The 16,268-nt window shown below is 74.0% G+C and carries 19 protein-coding genes and 1 tRNA gene; 4 read left to right on the plus strand and 16 right to left on the minus strand.

From position 1 onward, the window contains the following. Positions 1 to 16: 16 nt before the first annotated feature. On the minus strand, positions 17 to 832 hold the full coding sequence (locus tag GA0070606_RS11425) for a Bax inhibitor-1/YccA family protein (RefSeq protein ID WP_091097653.1): 816 nt from the start codon (positions 830 to 832) through the stop codon (positions 17 to 19). Between the two features lie 112 nt (positions 833 to 944). Beyond that, positions 945 to 1,025, minus strand: a tRNA-Leu gene (locus GA0070606_RS11430). Between the two features lie 102 nt (positions 1,026 to 1,127). Here GA0070606_RS11430 and GA0070606_RS11435 point away from each other — a divergent pair. Then, a complete protein-coding gene (locus GA0070606_RS11435; protein ID WP_091097656.1) occupies positions 1,128 to 2,987 on the plus strand; it encodes a hypothetical protein in 1,860 nt (619 codons plus the stop codon). A gap of 71 nt (positions 2,988 to 3,058) precedes the next feature. Here GA0070606_RS11435 and GA0070606_RS11440 read toward each other — a convergent pair whose 3' ends face one another. The 12 genes from GA0070606_RS11440 to GA0070606_RS11495 all read right to left on the minus strand — a co-directional run bounded on the left by GA0070606_RS11440 (position 3,059) and on the right by GA0070606_RS11495 (position 12,976). Next, on the minus strand, positions 3,059 to 4,393 hold the full coding sequence (locus tag GA0070606_RS11440; RefSeq protein WP_091097660.1) for an NAD(P)/FAD-dependent oxidoreductase: 1,335 nt from the start codon (positions 4,391 to 4,393) through the stop codon (positions 3,059 to 3,061). A 102-nt stretch (positions 4,394 to 4,495) separates the two neighbouring features. Next, positions 4,496 to 5,056: a hypothetical protein gene (locus tag GA0070606_RS11445; RefSeq protein ID WP_091097665.1), complete on the minus strand. Its 561-nt coding sequence runs from the start codon at positions 5,054 to 5,056 to the stop codon at positions 4,496 to 4,498. Positions 5,057 to 5,105: 49 nt separating this feature from the next. Further along, positions 5,106 to 6,509 (minus strand): DUF58 domain-containing protein, encoded by a 1,404-nt coding sequence (locus tag GA0070606_RS11450; protein ID WP_091097668.1) that lies wholly within the window; start codon positions 6,507 to 6,509, stop codon positions 5,106 to 5,108. Next, positions 6,509 to 7,516 carry an AAA family ATPase gene (locus GA0070606_RS11455; RefSeq protein ID WP_091097671.1) on the minus strand — a complete coding sequence of 336 codons (1,008 nt, stop codon included), beginning with the start codon at positions 7,514 to 7,516 and terminating at the stop codon, positions 6,509 to 6,511. The genes GA0070606_RS11450 and GA0070606_RS11455 overlap by 1 nt, the downstream gene beginning before the upstream one ends. Then, a complete protein-coding gene (locus GA0070606_RS11460) occupies positions 7,516 to 8,100 on the minus strand; it encodes a hypothetical protein (protein WP_091097674.1) in 585 nt (194 codons plus the stop codon). The genes GA0070606_RS11455 and GA0070606_RS11460 overlap by 1 nt, the downstream gene beginning before the upstream one ends. A 67-nt stretch (positions 8,101 to 8,167) precedes the next feature. Then, entirely contained in the window at positions 8,168 to 8,911 is a 744-nt protein-coding gene (locus tag GA0070606_RS11465; RefSeq protein ID WP_091097678.1) for a DUF4129 domain-containing protein, read from the minus strand. Between the two features lie 80 nt (positions 8,912 to 8,991). Then, positions 8,992 to 9,705: a uracil-DNA glycosylase gene (locus GA0070606_RS11470; protein WP_091097682.1), complete on the minus strand. Its 714-nt coding sequence runs from the start codon at positions 9,703 to 9,705 to the stop codon at positions 8,992 to 8,994. Between the two features lie 19 nt (positions 9,706 to 9,724). Next, entirely contained in the window at positions 9,725 to 10,411 is a 687-nt protein-coding gene (locus tag GA0070606_RS11475) for a dienelactone hydrolase family protein (RefSeq protein ID WP_091097686.1), read from the minus strand. A 196-nt stretch (positions 10,412 to 10,607) separates the two neighbouring features. After that, the gene (locus GA0070606_RS11480; protein ID WP_091097690.1) at positions 10,608 to 11,090 is read right to left on the minus strand and encodes an LppU/SCO3897 family protein; all 483 of its coding nucleotides are present in this window, start codon (positions 11,088 to 11,090) and stop codon (positions 10,608 to 10,610) included. 106 nt (positions 11,091 to 11,196) lie between these two features. Then, positions 11,197 to 12,216, minus strand: a complete 1,020-nt coding sequence (locus GA0070606_RS11485; protein ID WP_091097692.1) for an HAAS signaling domain-containing protein — start codon at positions 12,214 to 12,216, stop codon at positions 11,197 to 11,199. Then, positions 12,213 to 12,545 (minus strand): PadR family transcriptional regulator, encoded by a 333-nt coding sequence (locus GA0070606_RS11490; RefSeq protein WP_091097696.1) that lies wholly within the window; start codon positions 12,543 to 12,545, stop codon positions 12,213 to 12,215. The genes GA0070606_RS11485 and GA0070606_RS11490 overlap by 4 nt, the downstream gene beginning before the upstream one ends. A 131-nt stretch (positions 12,546 to 12,676) precedes the next feature. Continuing rightward, a complete protein-coding gene (locus GA0070606_RS11495; protein WP_091097699.1) occupies positions 12,677 to 12,976 on the minus strand; it encodes a hypothetical protein in 300 nt (99 codons plus the stop codon). 153 nt (positions 12,977 to 13,129) lie between these two features. Here GA0070606_RS11495 and GA0070606_RS11500 point away from each other — a divergent pair, with 153 nt between their 5' ends. Next, positions 13,130 to 13,939: a helix-turn-helix domain-containing protein gene (locus GA0070606_RS11500; RefSeq protein ID WP_091097702.1), complete on the plus strand. Its 810-nt coding sequence runs from the start codon at positions 13,130 to 13,132 to the stop codon at positions 13,937 to 13,939. Beyond that, positions 13,930 to 14,127 carry a DUF397 domain-containing protein gene (locus GA0070606_RS11505; protein ID WP_091097706.1) on the plus strand — a complete coding sequence of 66 codons (198 nt, stop codon included), beginning with the start codon at positions 13,930 to 13,932 and terminating at the stop codon, positions 14,125 to 14,127. The genes GA0070606_RS11500 and GA0070606_RS11505 overlap by 10 nt, the downstream gene beginning before the upstream one ends. On the opposite strand, the gene GA0070606_RS11510 is transcribed toward GA0070606_RS11505, so the two are convergent. Next, a complete protein-coding gene (locus GA0070606_RS11510) occupies positions 14,124 to 14,729 on the minus strand; it encodes a hypothetical protein (RefSeq protein ID WP_091097709.1) in 606 nt (201 codons plus the stop codon). The two genes, GA0070606_RS11505 and GA0070606_RS11510, sit on opposite strands and share 4 nt — an antisense overlap. A 92-nt stretch (positions 14,730 to 14,821) precedes the next feature. After that, complete coding sequence (locus tag GA0070606_RS11515) at positions 14,822 to 15,688, minus strand: sigma-70 family RNA polymerase sigma factor (RefSeq protein WP_218106008.1); 867 nt, start codon at positions 15,686 to 15,688, stop codon at positions 14,822 to 14,824. 73 nt (positions 15,689 to 15,761) lie between these two features. On the opposite strand from GA0070606_RS11515, the gene GA0070606_RS11520 reads away from it, so the two are divergent. After that, on the plus strand, positions 15,762 to 16,154 hold the full coding sequence (locus GA0070606_RS11520; RefSeq protein ID WP_091097712.1) for a DoxX family protein: 393 nt from the start codon (positions 15,762 to 15,764) through the stop codon (positions 16,152 to 16,154). Positions 16,155 to 16,268 lie beyond the last annotated feature (114 nt).

The following is a 16,268-nucleotide window of genomic DNA, read 5'->3' on the forward strand; positions in this document are numbered from 1 at the left end:
TCTTGGGCGCGGACGGTCAGTCGTCGCCCTGGAAGTAGCTCAGCAGGCGCAGGATCTCGATGTAGAGCCAGACCAGGCTGACCAGGATGCCGAAGGCGGCGACCCAGGAGTAGCGCTGCGGCAGGCCCATCCGGACGCCGTCCTCGATCTCCTTGAAGCTGAGCACGAAGCTCAGCGAGGCCACCACGATGCAGACCAGGCTGAAGCCGATCGCCAGCGGGCTGCCGTCGCGCAGGCCGGTGTTGATGTCGAAGAGCGCGAGCACGAGGTTGATCAGCATGACGGCGAAGAGGCCCGCCATCACGGCGATCATGCCCTTGACGAACTTCGGGGTCGCCCGGATGACCTTCGCCTTGTAGAGCATGGCCATCACGAAGAAGACACCGAACGTGGCGGTGACCGCCTGGAGCACGATGCCGTCGTAGAGCGAGTCGAAGAACTTGCTCACCATGCCGACGAAGACGCCCTCGACGACGGCGTACGCGACCACCAGCGCCGGGTTGGCCATCCGGGAGAACGAGATGACCAGACCCAGCACCAGGCCGACCACGGCAGCGCCGATCCAGGCGGCACCGAGCAGCGCGTCGGGCACCAGGACCCAGGCGGCCGCGGCGGAGACGCCGAGGATGCCGAGGAGCGTGACGGTCTTGACCACCACGTCGTCGACCGACATGGTGTTGACGGCCGGCGGCGCCGCCGGGTAGCCGGCCTCCGTCGGGTACTGCTGGGGGTAGCCGGGCTGTCCGTACGGCCCGGTCGGGGCGTACCCGGCGGAGCGCTCCCGCTCGGCCGCCTGGCCGAGCCGGGCGAGCACCGGGTTCGAAGTCTTCACTGTCAGGCCTCCCTCAGGGGGTCGTTGCACGTGAACGTGCGCTCTCAAGAGTAAACGCCCAGGGCAGCCGCGTGCAGATCACCGAGCTGAGCGGATGCTGAGAGTGCGGCGGTGCCCGGGGCGGGGGTCGAACCCGCACGCCTTGCGGCAGCCGCTTTTAAGGCGGCCGTGTCTGCCGTTCCACCACCCGGGCGGGTGGCACCGGGCGCGTCGACACGCCAGGTGCAGTGTCACGGTAGCGGGTCAGCGGCCTCCCGGCGTACCCCGACGGCCCCGTCGCACTAGGGTCGACACCGTGAGCAGCGCAGCCCCCACGGCCCCCGACGCCGCCCCTGATCAAGACGTCCTCGCCGCCGAGCGGATGCCGCGCCGACTCTCGACGGCCCGGCTGCGCGGCGCGGTCTCCCGGCACCGGGCGGACGTCGCGGTGGGGCTCCTCTTCGTCGCGCTGGCCGGCTGGCTCACCCACGGGCTCTGGCCGGACCCGGCGGGTCGCGTGCTCGCGTTGAACGCGGCGGACCAGGCGCTCTACGAGTGGTTCCTCGCCGTCGACGCGCGGGCGCTGCTCGGCGACTTCGACCTGCTCACCCGCCGGCTGAACGCCCCGGACGGGGTGAACCTGATGACCAACACCACGGTCATCGCGCTCGGCGTCCTGCTCGCCCCGGTCACCCTGCTGCTCGGCGCCCCGGTCACCTTCGCCCTGCTGGCGGCGGCGAACCTGGCCGGCACCGCCGTCGCCTGGTACCTGCTCTACACCCGGGCGCTGAGGGCCCACCGGATCGCCGCCGCGCTGGGCGCCGGCCTCTGCGGCTTCGGCCCGGGGATGGTCTCGCAGACCAACAGCCACCTGCACATGACCGCGCAGTGGCTGGTCCCGGTGATCGTCTGGCTGGTCGTCCGGCTGCTGCGCGCCGCCGACCCCGCCGCCCGCGTGGGCGGCGGCGACCGACGGCGTCCCGCCGACGGGCCGGACCGGCGGCGCCTGGTCAGCTCGGCCGTCGGCCTGGCGGCGGCGGTCACGGCGCAGGTCTTCATCGGCGAGGAGGTCCTCTTCCTCTGCGCGCTGACGCTGCTGGTGCTGGCCGTCACGTACGCGGTGACCGACCGCGCCCTGCTCCGTCGCGCCCTGCCCGGCTTCGCCGGCGGGATGATGCTCGCCACCGGGCTGGCCCTGCTCGTGCTGGCCTGGCCGCTGTGGTTCCAGTTCGCCGGCCCGCAGGGCGTCGCGGACGGCATGTTCAGCCCGCACTACTTCTCGGCGGACCTGCGCAGCTGGTGGACGGTGTCGCCGCTGTCCGTGCTCGGCACCGACGGGGCCGCCCGGCTCACCACCGGCCCGGCCGAGTACAACACCTTCCTCGGGTGGCCCCTGCTGCTGGTCGCCGCCGCCTGCGCGCTCTGGCTGGGCCGGCGGCCGCTGGCCGTGGCGTGCACCGTCGCGACGCTGGTGACGGGGGCGCTGTCGCTCGGCCCCCGGATCGTGGTCGACGGCGACCCCACGGCGCTGCCGGGGCCGTACACCCTGCTCTCGGGGTTGCCGGTGGTGGACGGCGCGCTGCCGATGCGGTTCGCCCTCGCGACGCTGCCGCTGATCGCCACGCTGCTGGTGCTCGCGGCCGACCGCGCGCTGCGCGGCACGGGGCGGGCACGCCGGCTGGTCCCGGCGGCGGTCGCGGCCGCGCTGCTGCCGCTGCTGCCGGCCCCGCTGCCCACCGCCGAGCGCCCGCCGGTGCCGGAGTTCGTCACCGGCGGGCACTGGCGCCAGTGCGTCGAGCCGGGCGGGGTGCTGGTGCCGGTGCCGCTGGCCACCCCGCAGGACCCGTGGCCGATGCGCTGGGCGACCGCCGCCGACGCCGCGTTCGGCATGCCGGAGGGCTTCTTCATCGGCCCGTACGGCCGGGACGGCACGGCGGCGATGGGCACCTGGAAGCTGCCCACGTCGGCGCTGCTGGCGGGGGTCGCCAAGAGCGGCGGGCAGCCGGTGATCCGGGACGAGCAGCGCCGGCAGGCCGCGAAGGACGCCGACTTCTGGGGCGCCTCCTGCGTCGCGCTGGCCGTGGACACCCCGCACGCCGACAGCCTGCACGGCACGCTGGAGCAGCTCTACGGCCCCTCGACCCGGATCGCCGACGCCTGGATCTGGCGCGTCTGACCGGCCGGGCCCGGCCCGGAATACGACGAAGGCCCCTCCGCTCGCGCGGAGGGGCCTTCGCGGTGCCTCGGTCAGGCCGCCCGGCCGGCGCCGACGGGCTGGGACGCCTCGGCGAACTCCTCGCGCGGGTCGTGCAGCTGCCCCAGGGCGACCACCTCGCGCTTGAGGAAGAACGCCAGCGTCCAGTCGACCACGACCCGGACCTTCCGGTTGAACGACGGGATCCGGCTCATGTGGTACGTCCGGTGCATGAACCAGGCCGGCCAGCCGGTCATCTTGATGCCGTACACCTGGGCGACGCCCTTGTGCAGGCCGAGGCTGGCGACGCTGCCGGCGTGCTTGTGCTTGTACTCCACCGGCTCCCGGCCGCGGACGACGTTGGCGATGTTGTCGGCCATCCGGGCGGCCTGGCGCACCGCGTGCTGCGCGCTCGGCGAGCAGTAGTTGCCGGGCTCCTTGGTCAGGTCCGGCACCGCCGCGCAGTCGCCGGCGCTCCAGGCGCCCTCGACGACCCGGTCGCCGTCGACGACCTGGAGGGTCGGCAGGCAGGTGATCCGGCGCCGCTCGTCGCGGGGGAAGTCGGTCGCGTCCAGCATCGGCGACGGCTTGACGCCGGCCGTCCAGACGATGGTGTCGGAGCGGAAGCTGTCGCCGTCGGAGAGCTTCACCACCCCGTCGACGCAGGACTCGAGCCGGGTGTCCAGCCGGATGTCCATGTTCCGCTTGAGCAGCTGCTGGACCGTGTAGGCGCCCATGTCCCGGTCGACCTCGGGCAGCACCCGCTGGGTGGCCTCGACCAGCACCCAGCGCATGTCCTCCGGCTTCAGCTCCGGGTAGTACTTCAGGGCGTCCCGGGCCATGTCCTCCATCTCGGCGAGCGCCTCGATGCCGGCGTACCCGCCGCCGACGAAGGTGAAGGTCAGGGCGCTGCGGCGCACCTCCGGGTCCGGCGTGGCCGCCGCCACGTCGAGCCGGTCCAGCACGTGGTTGCGCAGGTAGATGGCCTCACCGATGGTCTTGAAGCCGATGCCGTGCTCGTGCAGGCCGGGGATCGGCAGCGTCCGGGACACCGAGCCGGGGGCGACGACGACGTGGTCGTACGGGATCTCCCGGGTCGGGCCGCTGATCGGCTGCACGACGGCGGTCTTGCGGTCGTGGTCGATCCGCTGCACCGCGCCGGCCACCACCTTGCACCGCCGCAACTCGCGTCGCAGCGGCACCACGGAGTGCCGGGGCGAGATGTTGCCGGCCGCGGCCTCGGGCAGGAACGGCTGGTAGGTCATGTGGGGCTGAGGGTCCACCACGATGACCTCAGCCTCACGGGAGCTGAGCTTCTTCGACAGGCGCAGGGCCGCGTAGAGACCGACGTGCCCGGCACCCACCACAAGGATCCGCTTCGGATTCACGTCATCTATCTTTCCCCGCGCAGCCAGGCTAATCCCGATCGCGCCCCTCTTCTGTGACGGAGCACAACCCCTGTGACCTGCGCAACTGCTGTTACCGGCCGGTTAACGACGGCGCAGCAGCCACCCCAGCAACGCCGTCACCGCGACCGCCACCAGCAGCCCGGCCACCGTCGCGACCTGGGAACCGGCGTCTCCGCCGGACCCGCCGGCCTCCAGCAGGAGCACGCCCAGCACGAAGGTGCCGAGCAGCACCGCGCCCGCCCGCGCCAGCCAGCGCGCGATCACGTCCGGGTCGACCACCGCGTCGTACGGCAGCACGGCGGCCAGGGCGCAGAGGGTGTGCGTGAGATAGAGCATGGCCGCCACGGCGAGCAACCGCCACAGCGCGATCGGCCGGCCGTACCCGTCGGTGGCGACCAGCCAACCGCCGACGGTGACCAGCGCGGCGAAGGTCGGCCAGACCCGGCGCGGCCCGACCGCCGGCAGCAGCGCCACCACGACCAGCGCGAGCAGCAGCCGACCGAAGAGCGCCTCCGACGGGTACGCCAGCGCCAGCCCCACCAGCGTGGTCAGGAAGATGCCGGCGCGGACCAGCAGCGGCGTCAGGCTGACCCGGGCCATGGCGTACCGCGCCGCCCGGACCCGCTCGATGACCGGGTTCATCGGTCGCGCCTCCCGTCCGCGAAGCCGCGCCGCGCGGCGTGCCGGGCGCTCACCGCACACCCACCCTCGGGGCGGTGGCCAGGCGCGCCACGTCGCGCAGCACCTGGTCGAGGCTGCCCGCCCCGGCCCAGCCCACCACCGGCACGCCGTGCTCCCGCAACTGCCCGATCATCGTGGCCCGGTCCAGCCGCCACAGCCGGTACGCCACCTCGGACCAGCCCCCGTCCCTGGGCGGCGCGAGATCCGCCGGCAGGGTGTCCACCGCGACCACGAACCGCCCGGAGCGGGCCAGCCGGGCCAGCATCTGCGCCGACCGCTCGTCCAGCAGCGGGGTGAGGACCACCACCAGCGCGTCCGCGGAGAGCAACTGCGGACCGAAGACCTGGTCGTACGGCTCGTGCGGGGAGGACTCGACGCGCACGTCGAGCAGCCACTCCAGCACGGTCAGGTACTGCCGGCGGCCGGTGGCCGGGCGCAGTCGGCGGGCCGTCGGGCCGTACTCCAGCATCGACACCCGGTCGCCCCGGTGCAGGTAGTGCTCGGCGATCGCGGCGGCGGCCCGGACCGTGGTGTCCAGCACGGAGGCGGCGCCCGAGACGCCGCCCGAGCGACCCGCCTCGGCGAGCACGTCGAGCAGCACCACGACCTCGGCGTCGCGGTCGGAGAGAGTGGCCGCGACGTGCAACTGCCGGGCGCGCAGCGAGACCCGCCAGTCGATCCGGCGCAGCCGGTCGCCCGGGGCGAAGACCCGCACGCCGGCCAGTTCCCCGCCCTCGCCGGGCCGGCGCGAGTGGTGCGCGCCGACGAGGCCGGCGGCGCGCGGCATCGCCTCGACGGCGTCGAACGGTTCGGTCTTCGGGTAGACTCGGACGCGGGACGGTTCGGTGATCACGGCGCGGGAGACCAGCAGGCCGTGCGCGGCGGCGACCCGGGCGCCGGCCGGGCCGATCGGGTGCCGGCCCCAGCGCAACGCTGTGCCGGTCAGCTCCAGGTCGACGGCGGCGTCGGTCGGGACGGCGGTCACGAACGGCCGGTCGGCGACGGACGGGACGACGGCCGAGGGGGTGCCGGCCGCCGCGGCACCGGCGATCGTCGCCCGCTCCACCCGGAGCCAGGGCGAGACCCGGCTGCGGACCACCGTCACGTCGTAGTCGAGCAGGTCGGGGTTGCCGACGCTGACCGTGCCGGTCAGCTCGCCGCCCTCGACCAGGTGGCCCTCGTCCGTCGCGATCCAGACCTGTGGCAGGGCGGTCGGCCGGCGGCGCAGCGCGTACGCGGTGCCGAGCGCGAACGGGGCGGCCAGCACGATCAGGTCGACCCGGCCGAGCAGCACCCCCGCGATCAGCAGCACGCCGGTGAGCAGCACCGCCCGGCCGAGCGCCCAGGTGGGCGCCCAGCCGGTCGCGGGCAGGGGCCGCGACCCGTCCCGGGGCGGCACGGCGGGCGCGACCATCAGTGCCCGGGCCGGCCGGCGGCGTAGCTGGGCAGCGCCCCGCTGGCCGGCGCCGGCGTCCCCTCCAGCACCTCGCCGACCACGAAGGACGGGTCGACCCGGCGCAGCCACATCTCCGGACGCAGCGTGATGCGGTGCGCCAGCGCGGGCACCGCGACCTCCTTGACGTCCTCCGGCACCACGTAGTCGCGGCCGGCCATGACGGCCCGCACCCGGGCCAGCAGCAGCAGCGCCAGCGAGCCGCGCGGCGAGGCGCCGACCAGCACCGAGGGGTGCTCGCGGGTGGCGGCGGTCAGCGCGACGATGTAGCGGCCGATGGAGTCCTCGACCACCACGTCCTCCAGCGCGGCCTGCATGGCGCGCAGGGTGGCCGCGTCCACCACGGGCTTGATGTCCGCCTCCTCGCGGCGGCGGGCCATCCGTCGGCGCAGCACCTCCCACTCCTCCTCGTGCTCCGGGTAGCCGAAGGAGACCCGGAGCAGGAACCGGTCGAGCTGCGCCTCGGGCAGCGGGTAGGTGCCCTCGTACTCGATGGGGTTGGCGGTGGCCAGCACGTGGAACGGCTCGTCCAGCTTGTACGTCACGCCCTCCACCGAGACCTGCTTCTCCTGCATCGCCTCCAGCAGGGCCGACTGGGTCTTCGGCGGGGTCCGGTTGATCTCGTCGGCGAGGAGCAGGTTGGTGAAGACCGGCCCGGCCCGGAACGCGAACTCGCCGCTGCGCTGGTCGTACAGGAACGAGCCGGTCACGTCGGCGGGCAGCAGGTCGGGGGTGAACTGGAGCCGGCGGAAGTCCAGCCCGAGCGCCTGCGCGAAGGAGCGCGCGGTCAGCGTCTTGCCCAGGCCCGGCAGGTCCTCCAGCAGCACGTGCCCGCCGGCCAGGATCCCGGCGAGGACCAGTTCCAGCGCGTCCCGCTTGCCGACCACGACCTGACCGACCGCCTCCAGCACCGACCGGGCGAGGTGGCCGACCTCTGCGGCGGGCATGCTGCGGTCCACGTCGTTCATCACAGTTTCTCCAGTTCGGCGACGATCGCCGCGAGGTCGCGCGGCGACGGGGTGCGGCGAGGCGGGGTCTCCAGGAATGTCCACAGCCGGTCACCCAGCAGGGCCCGGGCCCGCGCCGGATCCGACTCGCGGGTCACGCCGTGCCGCTGGCGCAGCCGCTCGTCGGCCAACTCGCCGAGCCGGGGCAGGATCACCCTGGTGAAGCGTTCGGGCCGGGTGGTCGACCAGTCCAGCGGTGTCTCCCAGCCGTTGATCGCGGTGCGCAGCGCGTCCCGGGCGCCCCAGTTCCAGGTGCCGTCGTCGTCGCGCGGGACGGTGGGCCGGGACCTTGCCGGGGGCGGCGAGGAGGTCAGCGCGGCGACGATCCGGCGCACCGCGAACAGCGCGACCACCCCGGCGACCAGGATCAGCAGCGGGACCCGCAGGCCGACCGCCCGCAGCCCGGCGACCAGCACCACCACCACCGCCGCCATGCCGGCCAGGGCACGCAGCACCTGCCCGAGCCGGCCGCGCCGCTGCGGCTCCTCGCGCCGGGGCCGCTCCTCCTCGAAGCTGAGCAGGTCGTCGATGCTGGTGCTGCTCACCGCGTCACCCCGCCACGCCGCGGTGCGGCCTCGGCGACAGGGGGGCGGGTGCCGGCCGCGCTTCCGCTCACGCCGACACCTCCGGCCCGTCGGCGACCACGGCGGAGAGCTCGCCGCGCAGCCGGCGCAGCGCCGCGCGGGCCTGGTCACGGGTGTGCTCGTCGACGGGCCGGGTGGCGTACCGGGCCTCGCGGTAGACGTGCGCGAACTCGGCCAGCACGTCGGCGCTGGCGATCGCCGGGATCCCCGCCGACGGGTCGCCCCGCAGCAGGCGGGTGACCAGGTCGGTGGGGGTGTCGCCGGCCAGCCGTGGCACGCCGGCCCCGGCGGCGGCCTCCTCCAGGCGCACCCAGCAGGCGATCACGGCGGTACGCGGGTCGGTGTCCCGGTCGTCCAACTCCTCCAGGCCGGCGTCGAGGGCGGCGGCCACCTCGCGGGCCGTGCCCTCGGGCGTGGCACGGGGCCGCCGGTGCGGCAGCGCCCGGGTGGCGCGGCGCAGCGCGCCCCGGAGCAGCGTCCACGCGAGGTAGCCGAACACGGCGAGCAGAGCCAGCCCCAGCAGCACGATCGCGACGGTGCCGAGCCACTCCGGGATGCTCGCCCGGGTGGCTTCGCCGGCCTCGCGCGGCTCCACGGGAATCCGGGAGGTCGGCTCGGCGGTGGGATAATCCGTGACGAAGGGGATGTCCTCGGCGGCGGGCGGGATCCGGCTGGCGCCGATCGACGAGTGTGCGGAGGCCAGCGCGGCGACGGCGAGCAGGACGCCCACCGCGGCGACGGGCCACCACCTGCGCAGCACGTTCAGGTCCATCCGGGGTTACCTCCGGGCCGCCAGGGGGTGCGCCGCGGGCCGAAGCGTTCCGTCCGTCATCGCCACCGCCCCCGCGCGCCTCAGTCCACCCCGGCCAGCTGCTTCGCCCGGGCGAACACGTCGTCCAGCATCCCTGGTGTGAGCCGCCCCGTGAAGGTGTTCTGCTGGCTGACGTGGTAGCAGCCCACCAACTCCGGCGCGGCCGTGCCGGACCAGTGTGCCCCATGACCGAACGCCGGTCGCGGGCTGGGCGGGCGCTGGCCGTACACCGCACGCAGCACCGGCCACCACGCCGCCCAGGCGAACGCGCCCAGCGCGACCACGACGCGCAGGGTGGGCCGGATCAGCGCGACCTCGCGGTGCAGCCACGGCGCGCACGTGTCCCGCTCGTCGGGGGTGGGCTTGTTGTCCGGCGGCGCGCAGCGCACCGCGGAGAAGACGCGCAGGTCCCGCAGGGACAGTCCGTCGTCGGCGGCGACGCTGGTCGGCTGGTTGGCCAGCCCGGCGCGGTGCAGCGCGGCGAAGAGCACGTCCCCGGAGCGGTCGCCGGTGAAGATCCGCCCGGTGCGGTTCCCGCCGTGCGCGGCGGGCGCCAGGCCGAGGATGGCGATGCGCGCGTCGGGGGCGCCGAAGCCGGGCACCGGCCGGCCCCAGTACTCCTGGTCGCGGAAGGCCGCCCGGCGCGTGCGGGCCACCTCCTCGCGCCACCGCACCAGGCGCGGGCAGGCGAAACAGTCGGAGACGGCCGCGTCGAGGCCGGCCAGGTCCGTCGCCCGCGCGGCGCGGGCGACCACCTCGTCGGGCGTACGCGGCTCAGCCAAGCTTGGCCCGGAAGAGTTCCAGGGTGCGCGCCCAGGCGGTGGCGGCGGCGCGCTGGTCGAAGTTCTCCGGCCGGTCCTCGTTGAAGAAGGCGTGCGCGGTGCCGGCGTAGTCGTAGGTCTGGCAGCTGCCGCCGGCGGTCTCGATGGCGCTGCGGACGGTCTGCACACCGTCGGCGGCGGAGGTGCCGTCCGCTTCCGAGCAGTGGATGAGGGCGGCCTTGCCCGCGTAGTCGGACCACTCGGGGCGCATCCCGTCCCAGGGCAGCCGGGGGTAGAAGGCGGCGGTGGCGACGATCCGCTCCGAGCGGCCGGCCGCCCAGAGGGCCAGGCTCGCGCCCGCGCAGAAGCCCGCGCAGCCCACCTTGCCGGTGACCTCGGGCCGCCCGGCGAGGAACTCCGCCGCGGCGGCGATGTCGGCGGCGGCCTCGTCCATCTGCGGGCCGTTCAGCATCTGGCGGGGCTCGTCGGGCCTGCTGGCCGGGCCGCCGTGCCGGAAGTCCGGGGCGAGGGCGACGAACCCGGCCTCGGCGAACCGGTCGACGACCGAGGTGATGTGGGGTACGAGGCCCCACCAGTCCTGGATGACGATGACCGCAGGGCTGGCCGCACCGCCGGACGGTATCGCGAGATACCCCTCGCGCGCACCACCGCTGCTGGTGAAGCTCACCATTTCGCCCATCGGCCCGTCCTCCTAGCGGTCAGTCATCGTTGGCTGGTCGCCCAGTGGTCCTACGTGCCGGTAGCCTGCCACGCCGCGACCCCGCCGGGAAGACGCCGGAACAGTGGCATTCACCTCCTGTTCCCCGGCCGGTACCCGGACACGACGACGGCGGCGCGGAGGTCGTCCGCGCCGCCGTCGTCGAGGCGGTGGAGGGTCAGGCCTTCTTCGTCAGGCAGAGCAGGTAGCCCTTCTTGCCCGGCTCGATGCTGTAGAAGACGTAACCGTCCTGGTCCTCCTTGATGTACTGCTCACACGCCTCACCGGAGCGGGCCTGCGCCTCGGTCTGGCCGTCGACCCGGCCGACCACGTTGTACACGGCGTCGGTGGAGGTGCACTTGACGACCTTGGCGCCGTCGACCTTCTCCTGCTCGGTGCCGGTCACCTCGGGCAGCTCGGCGATGCAGTCGCCGACCTTGGCGTCGGCGGTCTCGTCCTTGTTGAGGAAGTTGCCGATCGCCGAGCCGACGCCGAACTTGAGCCCCGCGATGACCAGGAACGCGACGACCGCGCCCACGATGCCGAGCGCCTTCTTGGAGCCGGACTTCTTCGTCGGCTCCGCCGGGGGCGGCGCGGGGACGGCCGACGGGGGCTGCGCGGCGGCGTCCGGCGCGGGGGGCGGTGCGACCTGCTCTGACACGGGTTTTCCTTCCGAGGGGTGAATGAGCAGACGACACCGTAGCGATCAGGGACGACAGTCGTTGTCCCGTCGACCTCATCCGTTCAGCTATTTCCCAGCTTCCGGGTCACGTCCGGCTCGGCGCGGGGAAGACGGTCGCCGCCGGAGCGGTCGCCACCGTCGGGTCGGTCGCCGCCGGGTCGGCCGTGGGGGCCGGGGCGGACGGGCCGCCCGTCGCGGCGGGACCCGGCAGCGGCGCCAGGCCGGGCGCCGGGGTCGTGGCCGTCGGGCGCGGGCCGAACGGCGCCTGCTCCGGGCAGTACGGGTACGGGCGCAGCACCGGGTTGCCGAGCCCTCTCGGGTCCTGCAGGTCGGGGCAGTCCGGGTGGCCGAGGCGGATCGGGTCGCCGTTCTGGTCGAAGAGCCGGGCGTCGCGCACCAGCCGGCCCTCGCTGTCGTAGACGTAGACGTCCCGGACGTGGGAGTAGCGCTCATCCACCGAGATCTGCTGGTAGTCGAGGTCGCCCGAGCCGACGCGGCTGTTGAGGTCGGCCAGACCGACCAGCCCGAAGACCACCAGCACGGCGGTGCCGGCGTGCAGCAGCCGCCGCTTGGGCCGGGTCAGCCGGGGCGCGTGGTGGCCGAGCCAGATCGACGCGAGCACGCTGCCGGCGAGCAGCACCAGGCCGGCCAGCCCGCTGCCGTTGAGACTCGGTGCCAGGCCGAACCCGCCGCCGGTGGTGAGCGCCGTGACGAGCATGGCGGCCAGGTAGCCCCGCAGCACCCACCAGGCCGGCCGGAGCAGCCGGAGGAACTCGCTGGCCGAGGCGTACCCGAGGGGTGGTCCGAGTTGGACGTCCCAGCGCCGCGCCCGCGCCCGCAGCCGGTCCACGGCGACGCCCAGGCGACGGTCGACGCGCCGACCGCGGGCCGTGGCGCCGACCCCGGCGGCGGCGCGCAGCTCGGCCGCGTACGCCTCGGGCTCGCCGAGCCGTTCGACGAGGGTGCCGCCGGTGTCGGCGGCGACCTCGGCGAGGTGCTCCGGCAGGTCCTCGGTCAACTCGTCGCGGTGCGCCGGCGGCAGGTCGGCCAGTGCGGCCCGCACCCGTGCGACGTACTCCGTGATCTCCTGCCCCGTGACGGTCATGCCGCCATCCCCCGATCGTCGAGCAGCGCGTCCATGGTCGTGGCGAACGAGCGCCAGAGCTTGCCGCTGCGGGTGAGCTGGTCCCGGCCGGCGGCGTTGAGCGAGTAGTACTTGCGGTGCGGGCCGGATTCGCTCGGCACCACGTAGGTGGTCAGCAGGCCACCGGCGTAGAGCCGGCGCAGCGTGCCGTAGACGGAGGCGTCGCCGACCTCCTCCAGCCCGGCCTCGCGCAGCCGGCGCAGGATGTCGTAGCCGTAGCCGTCCTCCTCGCGCAGGACGGCGAGCACCGCCAGATCCAGCACGCCCTTCAACAGCTGTGTGGTATCCACGCACCGCACACTACTATTCAATGCGTAATACCGCCAACGAACCGCGCCGCGCGTCGGCCCGGTCCGCGCCCGATGACCGTCGAGCAGGCGCGGCCGCCTGGCAGACGCCGCCGCTTGGAACGCGTGCCGCGTCAGGCCGCGCGGCGAGCCGCGTCGTCCGCCGTCCGCAGCAGATCCCGGAGCACGTACGCCAGCGCGCGGGCCTGCGCGAGGTCGATCGGCCAACGCTCCGGCTCGTCGTCGGCGGACAACTCCAGCAGCACTCCGGACGGGCGCAGCCGCCCCACGTCCATCTGCCAGAGCCCGGCGCGCACCTGGATCACCTCGTCCCCGCGGGGCGCCACGGGCCGCAGGCGGGACAGGTGCAGCGCGCTGGCTCCACAGCCGCTCTCGGGTACGCACCACGCCGGGTGGAGGCCTCGGATCGCCACGTCGTCGCTCCTCGTTCGCGTTGTGAGGGCACTGTGGGCCCACGCCGCTTCTCATCTTCGTCACCGCACGACTACGGTCGGAAGTCACGCGCGGGACACCGCTTGACGGTGGTCGGCGCGGCCCGTCACGTGAGGCCAGGTGAGCGAGGTGTGATGACCGGATCGCAACTGTCGGCGTTGGAGCTGCTGGCCGGAGAGCTGCGGCGGCTGCGCGCCGAGCGCGGGCTCAGCCAGGAGGAGTTGGCCCAGCGGATCAACTACTCCGGCTCGCTGGTCGGCATGGTCGAGATCGGCCGGCGTACGCCCTCGCTCGACTTCGTCCGCCGGGCGGACGAGGCACTCGACAGCGGCGGCCTGCTCGGGCGGATCCTGCCGCTGGTCAGCCTGGAGACCGCGCCGGCCTGGTGCCGGCCGTGGGTGGCCGTCGAGCAGGAGGCGGCCACGCTGTGGTGGTTCGAGATCTCGGTCCTGCCCGGCCTCCTCCAGACCGAGGCGTACGCCCGCGCGGTCCTCGGCGGCGGTGGGCTTCACCCTTCGGAGCAGATTGAGCAGCGGGTGTCCGCCCGACTCCAGCGGCAACAGATCCTCGATCGCGCCCAGCCACCGCAACTGGTCGTGGTTCTCGACGAGGGCATCCTGCGTCGACCGGTGGCCGACCAGTTCGGGGTGATGCGCGAGCAGCTCGACCATCTGATCTCACTGGCGACACGTCCGCACGTGCACCTGCATGTCGTTCCGGCAGAGGTCGGCGTCTACCCAGGCCTTGCCGGGCCGTTCATCCTGGCCGGCTACGCCGACGGGGGTTGGGTGGCGCATCTCGACAGCCCGCTGCGCGCCCAGGTGCTGGACCGCGCCGAGGAGATTGCCAGCCTGCACCGCAGGTGGGAAAGTGTCCGCTCGGAGGCGCTGTCCCGACGGCAGTCGCTGGTGCTGATGCAGGAAGTGGCGAAGACATGGAGCTGACCGGCGCCCGGTGGCGCAAGTCCACGCGCAGCGACAACGGCGGCGCCTCGTGCGTGGAGGTCGCCGACAACCTGCCCGGCGTGGTGCTGGTCCGCGACAGCAAGGACCGCTCGGGCCCGACGCTCTCCTTCGACCCGGTTGCCTGGTCCCGCTTCGTCACCGGCCTCGCGGAGCGTCACCCGCGCTAGTCGGTGAGCAGGTTGACCACGATGCCCGCCGGGATGGACACGGCGACACCGGCGAAGAAGAACCAGAGTTGGGCGCGCTGTCCGCGTTCGTTGGTCGTCCGCACCAGGGTCTCCAGGTTCGCCAAGTCCCGGTGCACGTCGACCGGCTCGCCGGGCGGGCTGGGAGGCGCCTCCGCTTGGGCCCGGAACTGACGCCGCACCCTGCTGGTGGACGAGACGGCATCGGCGACGGTGGAACTGGGCCAACGGCGCCGTCGCCTGGACAGCGGCATCACCGGAGCGCCGGATGACGTCGGTGGGGTGGCATGCTGCGGCGCACCGTGCGCGCCCGGCTCCCCGGGTTGGGGGTATCCGCCGCCCCGGCCGTCGCCGCCCGGGCCGTCGACGGTCCACCGTGGGAACTCGGGCAGCTCGGCCACGACCTCCCGCCGAGCCGACAACGGTTCCGGACCACGCCCGGCGCGGAGCCACAACGCGCCGGCCAGCCCGACCAGGAGCAGGTCCGCCACCGCCGCCACGAACGACCACGGCTGCGGAAGCCCGTACGCCGCGACGCCCGTCACGCCCGCCGCCGTGACCAACACCTTGGGCGCTCTGCTCATACCCGCCATCTAAGTCCCTCTCCGCCGAGCTGTCCTGCCCCTGGGCGCGCCGACCGGGACATGCCCTGGCCGGACGGGAGCGCCGCACGCCGTCAGGCGAGTGCGGGACAGGGCGAGACGTGGTCGGTCCGCCGGTAGCGGGCGATCGAGATGCGGGCGATCGCGCCTTGGCGGATGTCGAACCGGATGACCGCCAGCGGGTGGCCTCCCGGCGCCATGAGGGCTGCGGGGCCGCCGTCGACGACCATCGGGACGCTCGCGTGGACCCGGTCGGCGAAGTGCCGGGTCTCCTCCGCCACAGTCCGGTTGCCGTAGGCCGCGGCCGCGGCGCCGTCGGGCAGCACGTCCAGGTCGACGGTCCGCACGACGTCGGGCGCCATCAGCGCGACGAGGCGGTCGATGTCGCCGCCGCGAGCGGCGGCGAGGAAGGCGTCGACGACCCGCGCGTGGTCGACGAGCGACGGCTCCGGACCGGGGTTCCTCTCCCGCAGGCGGATCCGCGCCCGGCTGGCCAGCTTCTTCGCGGCGGCCGGCGAGGCGCCCAGCACGGCGGCGATCCGGTCGAACGGCACGGCGAACAGGTCGTGCAGCACGTAGGCCACCCGTTGGGTGGGCGTGAGCTGGCCCAGCAGCACCAGGAGGGCACGCGAGACGTCCTCGCGGCGGAGGAACTCCTCGTCGGCGGCGATCTGCTCATCGGGGACGGCCTCGGCGAGCAGTGGGAGTTCGCCACGACGGTCCCGCGCCCGCAGCTGGTCGAGACACAGCCGTGCGGTCACGGTGGTGAACCAGCCGTCCGGGTTGTCCAGCTTGCCCGGGTGGGCGGTCTGGGTGCGGAGCCAGGCGGTCTGGACGGCGTCCTCGGCGTCGTGGACGGAGCCCACGATGCGATGAGCGAGCGAGAGCAGTCGGGGCCGGGCCGCTTCGAACTCGTCGAGCAGGTCCACGTCGTCGGTCACCTTTCGTGCGGGTGGAGCGTCAGGACGGCCGAGCAACCGGAATCCGACGAACCCGTGCCCACAGGAGGCACCCATGAGCCTACAGATCGCCCTGTCCCGCACCGACCCGCAACTGACCGCCCTGACCATCGTCACCGCGTTGTGCATCGCGGCCAACGCGTTCATCGTCGTCGCCGACCTGGCGAAGGCACGGTTCGTCCTGGCGAACTCGGCCGAGGTGGGGCTGCGGCCGGCCGCGATTCCCTACCTCGCCGCGCTCAAGGGCGCCGGCGCGGTCGGTCTCGCGATCGGGCTCGCCGGGATCCCCGCGCTGGGGTTGGCCGCCGGCGTCGGCCTGGTCGCCTTCTTCGTCGGCGCGGTGGTGGCGCACCTCCGGGCGCGGGTCCTCCACAACATCGGGTTCCCGCTGTGCTTCCTCGCCCTGGCCGTCGGCGCACTCACCCACTTCGCGTCGGTCACCTTCTGACCGCCAGCGCCACCAGGTTGGCGCGGCCGACGCGGGCCGCCGTCGATCACGGCGGCCCGTTGACGTCACTGCCCGGCGGGCTACGCGAGGCTCCAGGCGATGCCGTCCGGCATC

This window comes from Micromonospora citrea, assembly GCF_900090315.1.
GTDB lineage: Bacteria > Actinomycetota > Actinomycetes > Mycobacteriales > Micromonosporaceae > Micromonospora > Micromonospora citrea.